The organism is Exiguobacterium sp. LL15, from assembly GCF_024436095.1.
GTDB lineage: Bacteria > Bacillota > Bacilli > Exiguobacteriales > Exiguobacteriaceae > Exiguobacterium_A > Exiguobacterium_A indicum.
This window is the reverse complement of record NZ_JANFNX010000006.1, coordinates 13,402-30,216: the sequence shown is the minus strand read 5'-3', so window position 1 is coordinate 30,216 and position 16,815 is coordinate 13,402. Positions and strand designations below refer to the sequence as shown.

The 16,815-nt window shown below is 48.8% G+C and carries 16 protein-coding genes and 2 tRNA genes; all 18 read left to right on the top strand.

Translation table 11 applies throughout. The features are described from left to right. Positions 1-58: 58 nt before the first annotated feature. The 18 genes from rnmV (at position 59) to tilS (ending at position 16,794) form a co-directional block, all read left to right on the top strand. A complete protein-coding gene (gene rnmV, locus NOM72_RS15915) occupies positions 59-616 on the top strand; it encodes a ribonuclease M5 (RefSeq protein ID WP_023466539.1) in 558 nt (185 codons plus the stop codon). Then, complete coding sequence (gene rsmA / locus NOM72_RS15910; protein WP_023466540.1) at positions 613-1,491, top strand: 16S rRNA (adenine(1518)-N(6)/adenine(1519)-N(6))-dimethyltransferase RsmA; 879 nt, start codon at positions 613-615, stop codon at positions 1,489-1,491. The genes rnmV and rsmA overlap by 4 nt, the downstream gene beginning before the upstream one ends. Before the next feature lie 84 nt (positions 1,492-1,575). Then, complete coding sequence (locus NOM72_RS15905; protein WP_012368950.1) at positions 1,576-1,815, top strand: Veg family protein; 240 nt, start codon at positions 1,576-1,578, stop codon at positions 1,813-1,815. Positions 1,816-1,910: 95 nt separating this feature from the next. Then, positions 1,911-2,771, top strand: a complete 861-nt coding sequence (ispE, locus tag NOM72_RS15900) for a 4-(cytidine 5'-diphospho)-2-C-methyl-D-erythritol kinase (protein ID WP_058713009.1) — start codon at positions 1,911-1,913, stop codon at positions 2,769-2,771. A 69-nt stretch (positions 2,772-2,840) separates the two neighbouring features. Next, positions 2,841-3,680, top strand: coding sequence for a pur operon repressor (gene purR, locus NOM72_RS15895; protein WP_023466544.1), 840 nt, complete (start codon positions 2,841-2,843; stop codon positions 3,678-3,680). 158 nt (positions 3,681-3,838) lie between these two features. Continuing rightward, positions 3,839-4,150: a septation regulator SpoVG gene (gene spoVG, locus NOM72_RS15890; protein ID WP_023466546.1), complete on the top strand. Its 312-nt coding sequence runs from the start codon at positions 3,839-3,841 to the stop codon at positions 4,148-4,150. A 168-nt stretch (positions 4,151-4,318) separates the two neighbouring features. Further along, on the top strand, positions 4,319-5,668 hold the full coding sequence (gene glmU, locus NOM72_RS15885) for a bifunctional UDP-N-acetylglucosamine diphosphorylase/glucosamine-1-phosphate N-acetyltransferase GlmU (protein WP_023466548.1): 1,350 nt from the start codon (positions 4,319-4,321) through the stop codon (positions 5,666-5,668). 55 nt (positions 5,669-5,723) lie between these two features. Continuing rightward, on the top strand, positions 5,724-6,680 hold the full coding sequence (locus tag NOM72_RS15880; protein WP_012368955.1) for a ribose-phosphate diphosphokinase: 957 nt from the start codon (positions 5,724-5,726) through the stop codon (positions 6,678-6,680). 88 nt (positions 6,681-6,768) lie between these two features. Continuing rightward, a complete protein-coding gene (pth, locus tag NOM72_RS15875; RefSeq protein WP_023466549.1) occupies positions 6,769-7,326 on the top strand; it encodes an aminoacyl-tRNA hydrolase in 558 nt (185 codons plus the stop codon). A gap of 56 nt (positions 7,327-7,382) precedes the next feature. Further along, positions 7,383-10,898, top strand: coding sequence for a transcription-repair coupling factor (gene mfd / locus NOM72_RS15870; RefSeq protein ID WP_255999454.1), 3,516 nt, complete (start codon positions 7,383-7,385; stop codon positions 10,896-10,898). Continuing rightward, the gene (locus tag NOM72_RS15865) at positions 10,895-12,442 is read left to right on the top strand and encodes a putative polysaccharide biosynthesis protein (RefSeq protein ID WP_023466552.1); all 1,548 of its coding nucleotides are present in this window, start codon (positions 10,895-10,897) and stop codon (positions 12,440-12,442) included. Before mfd ends, NOM72_RS15865 begins: the two co-directional genes overlap by 4 nt. After that, positions 12,439-13,869 carry a bifunctional methyltransferase/pyrophosphohydrolase YabN gene (gene yabN / locus NOM72_RS15860; protein WP_023466554.1) on the top strand — a complete coding sequence of 477 codons (1,431 nt, stop codon included), beginning with the start codon at positions 12,439-12,441 and terminating at the stop codon, positions 13,867-13,869. Before NOM72_RS15865 ends, yabN begins: the two co-directional genes overlap by 4 nt. Further along, positions 13,866-14,138, top strand: a complete 273-nt coding sequence (locus tag NOM72_RS15855; protein WP_023466556.1) for an RNA-binding S4 domain-containing protein — start codon at positions 13,866-13,868, stop codon at positions 14,136-14,138. The genes yabN and NOM72_RS15855 overlap by 4 nt, the downstream gene beginning before the upstream one ends. A 66-nt stretch (positions 14,139-14,204) precedes the next feature. Then, entirely contained in the window at positions 14,205-14,582 is a 378-nt protein-coding gene (locus NOM72_RS15850; protein ID WP_023466557.1) for an FtsB family cell division protein, read from the top strand. 83 nt (positions 14,583-14,665) lie between these two features. Next, positions 14,666-15,181 carry a S1 domain-containing RNA-binding protein gene (locus NOM72_RS15845; RefSeq protein WP_023466558.1) on the top strand — a complete coding sequence of 172 codons (516 nt, stop codon included), beginning with the start codon at positions 14,666-14,668 and terminating at the stop codon, positions 15,179-15,181. Between the two features lie 153 nt (positions 15,182-15,334). After that, positions 15,335-15,411: transfer RNA gene (locus NOM72_RS15840), tRNA-Met, on the top strand. 9 nt (positions 15,412-15,420) lie between these two features. Continuing rightward, a tRNA-Glu gene (locus NOM72_RS15835) sits at positions 15,421-15,492 on the top strand. Positions 15,493-15,561: 69 nt separating this feature from the next. Next, positions 15,562-16,794 (top strand): tRNA lysidine(34) synthetase TilS, encoded by a 1,233-nt coding sequence (gene tilS, locus NOM72_RS15830; RefSeq protein ID WP_255999453.1) that lies wholly within the window; start codon positions 15,562-15,564, stop codon positions 16,792-16,794. Positions 16,795-16,815 lie beyond the last annotated feature (21 nt).

The window sequence follows — 16,815 nt, the reverse complement described above, 5'->3', positions numbered from 1 at the left end:
TGTTTTTTTCGTGGAAACAGGTACAATTACGAGAGTGTTTGAAGAAGGTGGAGAGATCATGCGGAAACGCTTAAAAGAAGTCATCGTCGTCGAAGGACGGGATGATACGACACGATTACAAGAAGTCTTTGATGTCGATACAATTGAAACGAACGGCTCAGCCGTCAACGAACAAACGATGCAACGCATCGAGAAGGCGCTGGAACGGCGCGGTGTCATCATTTTCACGGATCCTGATTTTCCAGGAGATCGTATCCGTGCTCGAATCAATGAACGCGTACCAGGCTGTAAACATGCTTATCTTCCGCGTGCTCAAGCAAAAGACAAGCGAGGCAAAATCGGTGTGGAGCATGCCTCACCTGCCGCAATCGAAGAAGCGCTCGCTGCTGTCTATGAGACGGAAGAAGCACCGGTTGCTGAAGTGACACGTGAGATGATTCTGGCAGCTGATTTGATTGGTGGACCAGCAGCCTCGATCCGCCGTCGTCGTCTCGGTCAGATTCTTGCGATTGGTGAACCAAATGCCAAACAACTTGTCAAACGCGTCGCATCAATCCGGATCACGCGGGCAGAATGGGAAGCGGCTTTGAAACAATTAGAGGAGGAAGAAGTTTGAAAGACATTGCTACATTGCACCGGACGAAGGAAATTTTAGCGAAACATGGCTTTTCGTTTAAAAAATCGTTAGGACAAAATTTTTTAATCGATTTAAACGTATTAGGAAACATCGTCGGAGCAGCTGGATTAACGCCGGAGAGCGGCGTACTCGAGATCGGACCAGGAATCGGCTCATTGACGGAACAATCGGCGAAACAGGCGAAAAAAGTCGTCGCTCTTGAAATCGATCAGCGTCTATTACCGATTCTTGACGATACACTTTCACCGTATCCTCATACGAAGGTCATTCACGGTGATGCCCTTGAACTGGATCTTTCGACGATCGTCGCAGAAGAGTTCACGCAAGAAGGCATCACTGACATTGCCGTCGTCGCGAACCTCCCGTATTACGTCACGACACCGATCATCATGCGGATTCTCGAAGCGAAAGCACCGTTTCGGACGCTCGTCATGATGATTCAAAAGGAAGTCGCTGAACGAATCGGTGCAAAACCGGGCACGAAAGCATACGGTTCTCTATCGATCGCGATTCAGTATTATGCGGAAGCTGAAGTCTGCTTCACGGTTCCAAAACAAGTCTTCATCCCAGCACCAAACGTTGATTCAGCTGTCATCCGTTTGAACATTCGAAAAGAGCCAGCGGTACAGACGCAAGATGAGGCCCTCTTCTTCGAAATCGTCCGAGCAAGTTTTGCACAACGTCGGAAAACGATTCTGAACAACTTGACGACACACTTTGGGAAGACAGAAAAGGCGGCGGTCGAAGCGGCATTGTTAGAAGCTGGAATCGAACCACGTCGTCGCGGAGAAACGCTCAGCCTGCAGGAATTCGCACAGTTAGCGGATGCACTTTTGCCAATTAAAAAACGTTGACGGATACGATTAGAACAGATATAATATTTCCCCTTTCTAATATTTATTTAATATGCTATAATAAATATTAGTGAGGTGAAGCGTATGCCAAAGACGTTGAACGAAATCAGACATGTTTTCGAAACACATGTTGGTGAAAGACTGACGCTAAAAGCAAGCGGCGGTCGTAAAAAGGTCGTAACCCGAATCGGAACGCTCGTTGAGACGTATCCTTCGGTGTTTGTAGTCAAGCTAGACGCAGAGCGCCACAATGTCGAGCGAGTTTCTTATAGCTACGCCGACGTGCTAACAGACTCCGTACAAATCGAATTTGCGAATTCGTAAACTTACCTTCCGAAGCGGACAAAATGTTCGCTTCTTTTTTTGTGGAAAGGTTGATACAATTCCTACAGGAAACGAACTAGAGGAGGAACGGCACGATGACGATTATTGTAAAGGCTCCGGCCAAGATCAACCTAGTCCTGGATGCGACGGCAAAGCGCCCGGACGGCTATCACGATGTACATATGGTGATGACGACAGTCGATTTGGCAGACCGTCTAGAATTGACGGAGCTGCCGTCAGGAGAAATTCGCATGAATGCCCAGCATGCTTACGTTCCAAACGACGAACGTAATCTTGCGTATAAAGCAGCAGCGATCTTAAAAGAAAAATACGACGTCAAGACGGGGGTCGAAATCTTTTTAGAGAAACACATCCCGGTCGCAGCGGGACTTGCTGGTGGTTCCAGTGACGCGGCAGCGACGTTACGCGGTTTGAATGAGTTATGGCAACTCGGCTTGACGCTTGAAGAGTTGGCGGAAGTTGGCGCAGCGGTTGGATCTGATGTTCCGTTTTGTGTCATGGGTGGAACAGCGATTGCAACAGGTCGCGGAGAGAAGCTAGAAAAACTTGTCTCACCACCACCATGCTGGGTCGTTCTTGCCAAACCGACGATTGGTGTCTCGACGGCTGACGTCTATGGTGCTCTCGACTTGAACACGGCAAAACGTCCGAACGTCGAAGCGATGATCGATGCGGTGAAGGCGCAAGATTTCCAAGGCATTTGCCAGTCACTCGGGAACGTTCTCGAATCGGTCACGTTGCCGATGCACCCGGAAGTCGAGCAGATCAAGGAATTCATGACGAGTTGTGGCGCAGAAGGCGTCTTGATGAGCGGAAGTGGTCCGACAGTCTTTGCGTTGACGGAACACGAGAATCGGGCACAACGTCTCTATAATGGATTACGTGGCTTTTGTAACGAAGTCTACGTCGTTCGTCTTTTAGGCGAAAACCATTGATAATATCCGTATGAAAATGATATATTCACTATTGAATATTCGGAATTACGGAGAGGTGGAACAAAACAAATGAAAATTCGGAGAAGTGGTCGATTGGTCGACATGACGCGGTACTTGCTTGACCATCCCCATCATCTCGTCTCATTGACGATTTTTGCAGAACGCTACAAATCGGCGAAATCGTCGATCAGTGAAGATTTAGATATCGTCAGCGAGATGTTAGAACATGAGGGAACGGGTCGTCTCGTCACGGTACCAGGTGCTGCGGGTGGCGTCATGTTCATCCCGACGTGGAGCAGTAAGAAGGCGTTACCGTTCATCGATGATCTATGTGAACGTGTCGCACGTCCAGATCGACTGTTACCGGGGGGATATCTCTATTTGACGGACTTACTCGGGGATCCGAAGATGGTCAAACAAATGGGGCAAGTGTTTGCATCTGTCTTTAGCCAAAAGAAAGTTGATGTCGTCATGACGATCGCGACGAAAGGGATTCCGCTTGCTTATGCGGTCGCTGAGCAACTGGGTGTGCCGTTCGTCATCGTGCGTTCAGATAGTCGTGTCACGGAAGGATCTACGGTCAGCATCAACTATGTCTCAGGGTCTTCAAAAGCGATCCGGACGATGGCACTTGCGCGTCGGAGCTTGCCGCGTGGAGCGAACGTCTTATTGATCGATGACTTCATGAAAGCTGGCGGAACGATTCGTGGAATGATGAGTCTCTTGAGCGAGTTCGAAGCAAAGGTTGCAGGTGTTGGGGTCTTGATCGAGGCAGAGGGTGCTGAGAAGAAGATGGTCAACGAATACGTCAGTTTAATGAAATTAGCGGACGTCGACGTCGATCTCGGTCAAATCCAAGTCAAGCGTGGAAACGTCGATCACTATTTCTCGGAAGCCGAGACTACCTGAAATTGACAGCCGCATGGATTGTAACTATACTGTAATTATCAAACTTTTGGAAATTATGCGTAAAAAGATTGGGAAAGACTAAACCTTTATTTGTTTTAAGCCGTAAGTAGAAGTAGACAACGAAGAGTTGTGACAACGGTTAAAGGGGTGCGGACAAAATGAACGTTACGGACGTTAAAATTCGTCGCGTCGTGGCAGAGGGTCGAATGAAAGCACTTGCCTCTATTACGCTCGACCACGAATTCGTGGTACATGATTTGCGTGTCATCGAAGGGAATAGTGGTCTCTTCGTCGCCATGCCAAGCAAACGAACGCAAGAAGGTATCTTCCGGGATGTCGCTCATCCAATCAATGCATTAATGCGAAAAAAGGTCGAAGATTCAGTACTCGAAGCTTATGCGGCACGTGAGGAACAAGAAGAAGGCATCGGTTACGAAGTCGCTTCTGTTCAAACGACAGATCAAGTATAAGGAAAAAGACAGCTTTTCTCTTCTTGGGAAAAGCTGTCTTTTTTCTCGTTTTTTCCTCGATTCCGCTTCGTCCCATCATTGAATAACGGTGCCGTTTTCGTTATAGTTGGAACGAGTGTACTATTTCAGAACGAAATCAACACTAATTTACGTGGAGGAGCGACAAGGATGAATCATTTCGCGGTAATTCTAGCAGCGGGTAAAGGAACTCGGATGAAATCGAAGCTTTACAAAGTACTTCACCCAGTCGCTGGGAAACCTATGGTACAGCACGTCGTCGATCAATTAGCGACGCTCGGCGTCAAGCGACAGGTCGTCATCGTCGGTCACGGTGCGGAATCCGTCAAAGAAGTGCTTGGCACATCGGTGGAATACGCACTTCAAAGTGAGCAGCTTGGCACAGGACATGCTGTTCAAATGGCAGAACCCGTACTTGGGAACGAACAGGGAGCGACACTCGTCGTCTGCGGCGATACACCGCTCTTGACGAGCGAGACATTAGCTTCATTGTTACAACATCATACGGAGACGAACGCAAAAGTGACTGTCTTGACGGCACTCGCTGACGATCCGACTGGTTACGGACGAATCGTACGCGGTGAAGACGGAAACGTCTCGAAAATCGTCGAGCATAAGGATGCGAATGCAGAAGAACTCGCGATTCGTGAAATCAATACTGGTACGTATGTCTTTGATAATGAGATGTTGTTCGCGACGCTGAAGCAGGTCAAGAACGATAACGCGCAAGGTGAGTATTACTTACCAGACGTGATTGAGATTGCAAAGGCAGCAGGCGAAACAATCGCAGCGTATGCGGCACCTACGTTCGAAGAGACAATTGGTGTCAACGATCGCGTCGCACTTGCGCAAGCGGAAACATCGATGCGCAAGCGGACGAACGAGTACTGGATGCGTCAAGGTGTCACGTTCGTTGATCCGTCTTCGACGTATATCGGACCGGATGTCACGATTGGTTCAGATACTGTTCTTTATCCGGGAACGCAATTACTCGGTCAGACGGTCATTGGTTCAGAATGTACGATTGGTCCGAACTCGGATATCCGTAACAGTGAAGTGGCAGATGGTGCCATTGTTCGTCAATCCGTCGTCACGGACAGCAAAATTGGTCCAGCAGCGCAAGTCGGTCCATTCGCGCATTTACGTCAACAAGCAGTTCTCGGGGCGAACACACGCGTCGGAAACTTCGTTGAGATCAAGAAATCAACATTCGGTGAAGGTAGCAAATCAGCCCACCTGAGCTATGTCGGAGATGCGACGATCGGAGAGAACGTCAATCTCGGTTGTGGATCGATCACGGTCAACTACGATGGAAAAAATAAATTCCAAACGATCATTGAGGACGATGCCTTCATCGGCTGTAACGTCAACTTGATCGCACCGGTCACGGTCGGAAAGAACGCCCTTGTTGCTGCCGGATCAACCGTCACGGATGATGTGCCGGAAAACGGTCTCGCGATCGCACGGGAACGTCAAACGACGAAACCCGATTATCGTTAATTCATTACTTGTCGCTCTACTCGTCTAAACCCAAACAAATGGAGGCCACCTACACATGTCTACTGTCTTAGAACATGAAATTCGTATTTTCGCACTCAACTCGAACAAACCACTGGCAGAGGAAATCGCTAAAGTCATCGGAATCCCGGTCAGCGAAAGTTCAGTCAAACACTTCAGTGATGGCGAAATTTCGATGAACATCGAAGAAAGTGTCCGAGGGGATGATATTTACATCATTCAATCGACAAGCCAACCAGTCAACGAAAACCTGATGGAACTTCTCATCATGATCGATGCACTGAAACGGGCGTCTGCACGGACAATCAACGTCGTCATTCCGTATTACGGTTATGCGCGTCAAGACCGCAAAGCACGTTCACGTGAGCCAATCACGGCGAAACTCGTTGCGAACTTGCTTGAAGTAGCAGGGGCGACACGCGTCGTGACGATGGATCTCCATGCAGCACAAATCCAAGGGTTCTTCGATATTCCAGTAGATCAATTGATGGGTGTACCGCTTCTCGCTTCATACTTCGAGAAAAAGAACATCGATCCAAACGAACTCGTCATCGTTTCTCCAGACCATGGCGGTGTCACACGGGCACGTAAATTAGCAGAACAATTAAAAGCACCGATCGCGATCATCGACAAACGCCGTCCGAAACCGAACGTCGCAGAAGTCATGAACATCGTCGGTCAAGTCGATGGCAAGATTGCCATCATCATCGATGACATCATCGATACAGCGGGTACGATCACACTTGCAGCGAACGCTTTGATCGAAAACGGAGCGAAACAAGTCTATGCATGTTGTACACACCCTGTTCTTTCGGGTCCAGCAATGGAACGGATCGAGAACTCAGCGATCGAAGAACTCGTCGTCTTGAACACGATCGACTTGACACAACGCGAATGTGCAAGCAAAATCAAACAAATCTCTGTAGCACGCTTGCTTGCAGAAGCAATCATCCGTGTACACGAACAGAAATCAATCAGCCCGCTCTTCAGCTGATTGCTTGATGCATACGAACGACGTGGTCCGGTTTATTGAAATCGGACCCTTGTTCGTTTACTTTTTTAAATAGAAATGAGGAATCGATATGAAATGTATCGTCGGATTAGGGAATCCTGGAGCGAAGTATGCGAATACGCGCCACAACATCGGTTTTCTTGCGATTGATGCCTTAGCGGAGAAGCACGGGATCAAGCTTTCAGAATCGAAGTTTAAAGCCCTCTTCGGAACGGGAATGATAAACGGAGAACGTGTCGTGCTCGTCAAGCCATTGACGTATATGAACTTATCAGGTGAAGCGGTGCGACCGTTACTTGATTTCTATAAAATTGCGGTCGAAGATGTGCTCGTCATCTATGACGATCTGGACTTGCCGCTTGAGAAACTACGGTTGCGTTCAAAAGGCAGTGCAGGCGGTCATAACGGCGTCAAGTCGTTGATCCAGCACCTCGGTACGCAGGAGATCAAGCGTCTTAAGCTCGGCGTCGGTCGACCACCGGCACCCATCCAAGTCATTGACTGGGTGTTAATGAATTTTTCGAAGGCAGAACAAGGAAGTTTGCAACACGTACTCAATGCGTCTGTCGATGTAGCGACAGACTTCATAGACACACCGTTTCTCGCTTTGATGAATCGGTATAACTGAACGCAACGCTTTGGGGTTCCAAAGCGTTTTTGCTGTCGTGTTTTAGGAGGAAGAAGATGAAACAATTACAAGAACTCTTACTAGCGATTCCTGAAATCAAGACGGTTCGGGAACGCTTCCGGGACGGTGTCAACGCTCAGTTGATCACCGGTCTGATGAACAGTGGGAAAGCATTGTTCGTCGCCGGGATTTATCAGGAGACGAAACGTCGATTCGTACTCGTGACACATAATATGTTCCAAGCACAAAAACTGCACGATGATTTGATTGAACTTGTACCGGAAGAAGACGTCATGCTCTATCCGGTCGATGAGACGTTAGCAGCAGAACTTTCTTATGGCGCAAGTCCAGAACTGCGGGCGACGCGGATCGAGACCCGTCATCGTTTACTGACGACGGACGACGGAATTTTGATCATTCCGCTCGTCGGTTTACGCCGATATGTTCCGGATGCACAGACGTTCCTGTCACACGTCAAACAAGTGAAGCCGGGCGACATCTTATCGATTCCGGACTTCGTCCAAGATTTAGTCGATGCGGGGTACGAACGGACAGCGACCGTGACGACACCTGGTGAGTTTGCTGTTCGCGGAAGTATCATCGATATTTATCCGCTCACGGTCGAACGTCCATACCGGCTCGATCTATTCGACGAGGAAGTCGACTCGATCTATACATTCGATGCGGAGACACAACGCTCACTCGGTGTCGTCGCAGAAGCATGTTTGATGCCAGCGGCGGAACATTTCGCGACGAAGGATCAGTTGAAGGACGCGGGTGAAAAAGTCCGTCGTCTTTATGAGGCGACGAAAGAGCGCGTCCAAAGTACGGAAGTCCTCGCGGCACTTGAAGAGGGAATTGCTTATGACGTCGAGTTGCTAGAAAACGGCGATCGTCCGAAACAGTTCGCGAAGTATGCACCGATCCTCTACACGTCGACGTTACGTCAAGACGTGACGGGAAGCGTCTTGATCGTCGATGAAGTCGCACGGGTCGAAGAAGCGGCGGAAGTCCAGGATGCAGAGGAAGCAGAATGGATGGCGTCTCTCATTGAACGCGGACAAAGCGTCAGTGATTACGTCCTGTCCGTTCCGATGGCACATGTCTTTGAAGGACAACCATTGTTGTATCTCTCGCTCCTACCGACTCGTCGGAGCGGGGTACCGGAAAGTGCGGCAATCCATTTCAGCATCAAACCGATTGCACCGTTCCATGGTCAGATGGAACGCCTGAAGCAAGAAGTCGAGCGATATCGTCGCGCTGACATGTGGATGGTTTTCTTAGCGAGTAACCGAGAACGTGCCGAGCGGATGCGTCAGACGTTATCCGATTATGGGGTCGAAGCCTCGATCGTAACGAAAGAAGGCATCACTCGTGGTCAACCAGCAATCCTGATTGGGGGAATTCATGGTGGATTCGAGATGACGAATGCGCGTCTCGTCGTCATCACGGAAGAAGAAGTCTTCAAGCAACCAGCGCGTCGCCGGAAGCAAACGACGAAGCTGACGAACGCTGAACGGATTAAGAGCTACCAAGAATTGAAGACAGGCGATTACGTCGTTCATATTCATCATGGGATTGGTCGGTACCACGGCATCAAGACGATTGATGTAGCCGGTAATCATCAGGACTATCTCCATCTCGTTTACGCGGGAGAGGACTCTTTGTATGTTCCTGTCGATCAGATCGACTTGATTCAAAAGTATGTCGGGGCTGAAGGGAAAGAGCCGAAGATCTATAAACTCGGCGGGACGGAATGGAAAAAGGTCAAAGCGAAAGTCCAGAAATCGGTCGAGGATATTGCTGATGAGTTGATCAAGCTCTATGCGGCTCGCGAGGCTGCCGTCGGTTTTGCGTTCCCAGAGGACGACGATAACATGCAAGCATTCGAGGCTTCGTTCCCGTATGAGGAAACGGTCGATCAATTACGATCGATTGCCGAGATCAAGAAGGATATGGAACGTCCGCGTCCGATGGATCGTCTATTATGTGGCGACGTTGGATACGGGAAAACGGAAGTTGCGATTCGAGCAGCGTTCAAAGCGGTCATGTCTGGAAAACAAGTCGCGTTACTCGTACCAACGACCGTCCTTGCACAACAACACTACGAAACGATGCTTGAGCGATTTAGTGAATGGCCGATTCGTGTGTCGGTCATGAGCCGGTTCCGTTCGCCAGCAGAATTAAAGGCGACGAAACAAGGTCTAAAAGAGGGAACGATCGATGTCGTCGTCGGGACACACCGTGTGCTGTCGAAAGACGTCCAGTTTGCTGATATCGGATTATTGATCATTGATGAAGAGCAACGATTCGGTGTGAAACACAAAGAACGTCTGAAACAGTTGAAGACGAACGTTGACGTCTTGACGTTGACAGCGACACCGATTCCGCGGACATTGCACATGTCGATGATCGGGATCCGTGATCTCTCGGTCCTTGAGACACCGCCGGAAAACCGGTATCCGGTTCAGACATACGTCATGGAATACGACGGAATCGTCATGCGCGAAGCGCTCGAACGAGAACTCGGCCGTGGTGGACAAGCGTTCTTCCTGTATAACCGGGTCGAAGGTATCGAGCGAAAGGCAGAAGAAATTCGCGCGCTCGTACCGGAAGCGAGGATCGTCACGGCGCACGGTCGGATGACGGAAACCGAACTCGAAAGTCAGTTGATCGCGTTCTTCGAAGGGGATGCAGATGTTCTTGTGAGTACGACGATCATCGAGACAGGAATCGATATTCCAAATGTCAATACGTTGATCGTTCATGACGCGGATCAAATGGGACTATCCCAACTGTATCAATTGCGCGGTCGTGTCGGTCGTTCAAGTCGCGTCGCCTATTCGTACTTTACGTACCGTCCGCAAAAACGATTGACGGAAGTTGCAGAAAGTCGACTGCAAGCGATCAAGGAATTCACGGAGCTCGGTAGCGGCTTTAAAATTGCGATGCGTGACTTATCGATTCGTGGCGCCGGGAACTTACTCGGTTCCCAACAATCGGGCTTCATCGACTCTGTTGGTTTCGATCTTTATTCGCAGATGCTGGCAGAAGCGGTTGAAGAACGCAAAGAACGGATGAAGGGCAAAAAACGCGTCCAGAAATTCGTACCTGAGTTCACGTTCAGTCTTGATGCGTATATTCCATCGCACTACATGACGGACTCCGAGCTGAAAATCGAATTTTATAAACGCTTGAAATATGTCGATACCGTCGATAGTCTCGAACAACTTGAAACAGAGATGCTCGAACGATTCGGTGAGTTCCCGGATGAGGTTGCTCGTTTGATCCAATTGACACGGATGCGGATTTTTGCTGAACGAGCGCGTGTCGAGCGCGTCAAACAAACCGATCCGAAAATCGAGATCGTCTTGTCACTTCAATCAACACAGCAGCTGGATGTGGCGGATTTCGTCAAATGGACCGTTCCGCTTGGACGTGGTCTAGGGATGGGGCAACAAGAACAGAAACTCGTCTTGACGCTCAACCGCAACAAGCAGTCGACGCAACAGATGACGATGCAAGCAGAACAGTTGCTAGCAGAGCTTGATCGTCGGCTCGTCGCACGATGAATAGACGAACGATTGCGCAAGGCGCAGCACTGCTTGCGATCTCTAGTTATATCTCGAAACTGCTCAGCTTCTTTTACCGGATTCCGTATCAGAACCTTGCAGGTGACTTCGGACTGTACGTCTATCAGACGGTCTATCCCTTATTCGCGATAGCGGCAGCGCTAGGTATTTATGCGCTGCCCGTCATCGTGGCGAAGTTGACGCTCCATCATCCAGATGAAAAACGAGAAGTTTTATGGTCGATTTTGTACGTCTTACTTGCGATGACGGTCTTCTTTGGTCTGTTCGGATGGTGGATTGCCCCGACACTGGCGGGTTGGTTTGGAGACGATAAACTCGTTGTTCCGTTGCGAGCCGTCACGTGTACGTTTTATTTACTACCTGTGATTGCCGTTCTTAGAGGCATGTTTCAAGCAGATCTCGAGATGCGACCGACGGCTGTATCCCAAGTCTCTGAAAATGCCGTCCGTGTCGGACTCTTGTTGCTCGTGACCTATATCGGCGTCTCGATGCAGGCGGACCCTTACTGGATTGGTGCCAGTGCCCATCTGACAGCGATTGGCGGCAGCATCGTTTCGTTATTCGTCCTGTTGCGTTTTGCGAAAGGGAAGATTGGTCGTCCTGTGTTTTCAGGTATTCATGTACGGCGGGTCGGGAAGGTGCTCGTGACAAGCGGGGTGGCGGTCAGTATCGCCTCACTTGCCTTGTTACTGATGCAATTGATCGATGGATTGACGTTCGTCAATCTACTTGGCAATACGACAGAGACGAAAATTGAAAAAGGGGTGCTCGACCGTGGGTATCCGTTACTGCAATTCGCGATTCTCTTTGCGACGTCGATGAGTCTTGCGAGTGTTCCATCCTTATCAACCGCATATCGAAAGCATGATCCGCAGATGATGCGTCAACAACTCGAGACATTACTCCGTTCCGGTCTATTGATTGCCGCTGCAGCGACAATCGGACTAATGGGTGTGATGCGTCCGCTCAATATTGCGTTGTATCAAGATGACCAGGGAACAGCAGGGTTGATTTGGCTCGCGGCGACGGCATTTGCCGCTTCGATTGCGATGATGATCATCTCTTGTCTCCAGTCGGTCGATGCTGAAAAATATGCGCTCGTTGGTGTTCTTGTCGGATTAGGGGCGAAGCTCGTTCTGAATCTCTATTTCATTCCCCGATATGGTATGATCGGGGCGGGTATGGCGACATTTGGCGGTTTTGCCGTCATGGCGACAGCACAATGGATTTTATTGAACCGGAAGTTCGGTCGCGTATCGGCAGGAAACGCGTTCTACCGACGACTGGTCTTACCTGTGCTCGCCATGAGTGTGTTTCTGTACCTGATCGAAACGTTCTTCCGGCTGTTTGAGCTTGAGACACGAATCGGTGCGGCACTCGAAGTCGGCGTCCTTGTCGTCGGTGGTGCCATCATTTATGGCAGTATGGCATTACGCGTTCGTGCATTAACAGCACAAGAGTGGGCGCTATTGCCTTTAGGAGATAAGTTATATCAGATGTACCAACGTAGGAGGAGTATATGACACACCGAATCACGATCGTCGGCCTTGGCGTCGGCGAACTCGAACAATTGCCGTTTGGCATCTATCGATTATTAAAAAACACGACACAGCCTGTCTATTTACGGACAATGGATCATCCAGTCGTTTCAGAACTCGCAGCAGAGGGAATGAACTTTACATCATTTGACTCGGTTTACGAACGACATAGTCGGTTTGAAGACGTATACACAGAAATCGTTGAGGAATTGCTTCGCCTCTCAAAGACGACGGACATCATCTATGCCGTCCCAGGTCATCCACTGGTCGCTGAGAGTACCGTCCAGCAGTTATTAGAGCGGACGGACGCGGTCGACGTTGTAGGCGGACAAAGTTTTCTTGATCCGATGTTCGCCGCGCTTGGCGTGGATCCGATTGAAGGATTTCAGTTGCTTGATGCGACGGCGTTTACCGTCGATGAAGCGCAGATCCGTCAACATTTGCTGATTGGACAAGTCTATGATGCGCTCGTCGCCGGTGATTTAAAGGTTCAGCTGATGGAACGTTATCCGGACGAACATCTCGTCACTCTGGTCACAGCAGCGGGTACAAGCAAACAAACTGTCCAAAGCGTGCCGTTGTATGAACTCGATCATGTGACGACGCTCAGTAACTTGACGACAGTCTACGTACCACCTGTTACGGATGAGCAGACGCTGAACCGTGACTTCGCGACATTAAAAGAGATTGTCGCACGGTTACGTGGTGAAGGCGGTTGCCCATGGGATCAAGAGCAGACACATGAGTCCTTAAAACGTCATTTAATCGAAGAATCTTACGAATTACTGGAAGCAATCGACCTTCAGGACGATAACTTAATGATAGAAGAGCTAGGAGACGTCCTTTTACAGGTCATGCTCCACGCACAAATTGGTCTAGATGAAGGGTATTTCGACATTCGAGATGTCATCGGAAGCGTCAGTGATAAGATGATTCGTCGTCATCCACACGTCTTCGGAGAAACGATTGTCGATTCTTCAGCAGACGTCGTTTCGAACTGGCAAGACATTAAAGCACAAGAAAAACCGGAGCGAACTTCCTTGCTCGATGGCGTAACTAAAGGGGCACCTGCCTTGATGCGCGCAGAAGATATTCAAAAGAAAGTGGCGAAAGTCGGTTTTGAATGGAGTGACGTCGAGGGTGCACTTGAAAAAGTAATCGAAGAGTTACGTGAATTGAAGGAAGCCGCACCAGAAGAACGACTAGGTGAATTCGGAGACGTTCTGTTTTCGATAACACTCGTTGGGAAATACCTTGGTCTCTCGGCAGAAGAGGGGCTACAACAGACGAACGATAAATTCATCCGTCGCTTTACGCGAATGGAACAGCTAGCGGATCGACCGCTCGTTGAGATGACGCTTGAAGAGCAAGATTCACTCTGGCATCAAGCGAAGCAGGAGGAACAGTCATGAGACTTGATAAATTTTTAAAAGTATCGCGTCTGATCAAACGACGGACGCTTGCGAAAGAAGTAGCCGATCAAGGTCGGATTACAATCAATGGTAATGTGGCGAAAGCAAGTAGCACGGTAGCAGCAGGTGATGAGATGACGATTCGGTTCGGAAACAAGATCGTCACGGTTGCGATTTCGAGCATTAAAGAACATGCCAAAAAAGAAGAAGCATCTGATATGTATGAGATCATCCGTGAAGAAAAGGTGAATTCCGAAGAATCAATGTAATTTACCGGAAAAAGGAAGTATACTAAAGAGTGTCAGGGGTGACCACTCAGAAAGAGGAGGGATGATATGCCAACACCGCTCGAATCAGGGCGTCCTGCGCCAAAGATCAAGCCGCTCAATGACCGTAAAAAGCAGTTGAGTCAGAATGCCATCGAAAACCGTCGACGTCTCAAAAATCGCTTTTTCCTGTGTCTGACCGTCTTTTTACTCATCTTTTCCCTCATGGGGTGGTCATACATGGAGAAACGGCAATTGATCGCTGAACAAAAGCAGTCGTTTCAAGTCGCCGAACAAGAGCAGACGAAAGCAAAAAAAGAGACCGCCCGTCTGAAGGAAGAAATCAATCGTCTCAATGATAAAGAGTATGTAGCGAACTTAGCTCGAAGCGAGTTGCTCTATTCGAAAAAAGGGGAAACGATCTTCTACTTTTCACCGGAAGACTAATTGAAGGTTGCCGATTGATTGAAAAAAGAATGAATCACTCGTATAATAAGAAACGAATCAACTAAAAAGGAGCAATACAATTTATGTCGATTGAAGTAGGCAGCAAAGTGCAAGGGAAAGTAACAGGCATCACGAATTTCGGAGCGTTCGTTGAGTTACCAACAGGGAAAACTGGTCTTGTTCACATCAGTGAAGTGGCAGATTCTTACGTTAAAGACATCAATGATGTGTTGACGGTTGGTCAAGAAATCACCGTCAAAGTCTTAAGTGTTGAAAACGATGGTAAGATCGGTCTTTCCATCAAAAAAGCCGTCGATCGTCCAGAAGGCGAACGTCCTCGTCCTGCACGTCAGTTCGACCGTGGACCACGTCCAGCAGGACAAGATCGTGGACCACGTTCGTTCGATAACAAAGGACCACGTGGAGGCGGTAACCGTGGAGGCTTCAACAAAGGCGGCCGTGGTACACCACCACCGCGCAAAGAACAATCGTTCGATACGCTGATGTCTAGTTTCCTGAAAGATAGTGAAGATCGTCTTGCTACATTGAAACGTCAAACGGATTCAAAACGTGGCGGACGCGGCGCAAAACGTCAATAACTTGCTGACCTGTTCTTTATAAGAATAGAGATGGAATGACGCCGTTCATTCCATCTTTTATTTTTTTGAAATTATTTTTAGAAAAAGCGTTGACTTTCATTTGACCTGCCCGTATTATAGAAAATGTGCTTAAGACGCACGAGTTAAAAATATGGCGGTGTAGCTCAGCTGGCTAGAGCGTACGGTTCATACCCGTGAGGTCGTGGGTTCGACTCCCTCCGCCGCTACCATATTTTTTTGGCCCGTTGGTCAAGCGGTTAAGACACCGCCCTTTCACGGCGGTAACACGGGTTCGAATCCCGTACGGGTCATTCTCAAAAGCTATCTCTATTATATAGAGATAGCTTTTTTTAGGTTTTAACGGAAAGGGGGAAATCGTTATGGAAGGTGTGCCGTTCGAACCACTTTTAGTAGGTGTTTCGGGAGGTTGTGATTCGATGGTACTCGTCGATCAGTTGTACAAAGAGGGCTACGATATCGCGATTGCGCATGTGCATCATGGATTACGAGAGGCGTCCGACGAAGAAGCGTGCTTTATTAAGGAGTGGGCAACGACCCGAAAGATATCTTTTTTCATGACGCGTTTAGAATGGACAGGACGTACGAGCTCTCAAGCAGCTTGTCGCGAAGAGAGATATGCGTTTTTTGAACGAATCATGGAAGAGACCGGGCGTTCGCGTCTGATTCTCGCCCATCATCAAGACGATCAAATTGAGACGCTACTCATTCAGCTCATACGTGGAGAAGCGCAGGTTGATGGTATTCCCGTCGTTCGTCCGTTTGGTAACGGTTGGTTGCATCGACCGTTGCTACATGAATCGAAGCAAACATTACGCGAGTATGCGTTGCAACATGAAGTTCCATGGCGAGAAGATGCGTCAAATGCAGAAACTACTTATTTGCGTAATCAAATCCGGCATACGATTGTTCCATCACTCCGAGACATGCGTCCTGAGTTTGAACAGGCAACGGCAGCGGCAGCACATGCGCGACAGCAAATCATCCGTGAACAGGCGGCATTCGTCGCGACCTATCTCGAACGGTGTAAGGAAGCGAACGGAATTCCGGTCGCACGTATTTTAGAATTACCGACGGATTTACAGCGGCTTGTTTTGCCGACATTAACGGGAGAAATGTTTTCTTCGGATGTGATTCGTCACTTTGTTACATGGCTTCGGGTGGATAAGGGCTCAGACGAAGTGTATTATGGAAACTGGAGGATGCGACGTGCATATGGCTTTTTGATGCAGGATCGTGTGATACGGTCAATGAATGACGATTTATCGTTTCAAGTAGGGGAGAATTTGGGAACGTATCATTATGGTGAACAAATGGTTCGCTTCTCAATCGGAAATCAAGGTATCCCGCTGGACGCGATTGCGTTCCCATTGACGGTACGTCCGCCTCGTCCAGGAGATCGGATTCAGCTTGCAGTAGGATCGAAAAAAGTCAGTCGAATTCTGATTGATGCTAAGGTTCCGCGTTATCTCCGGGAACAGGTTCCGGTCGTCGTCGATGCAAATGGAGTGATTTTAGCCGTCATTGGACATCGAATTGCAATATTCGGGTCATTTGAACTCCTCGCAAAATCTTATTTAATGATAGAATGGTAATGTAGTGTTTATTATGGAGGA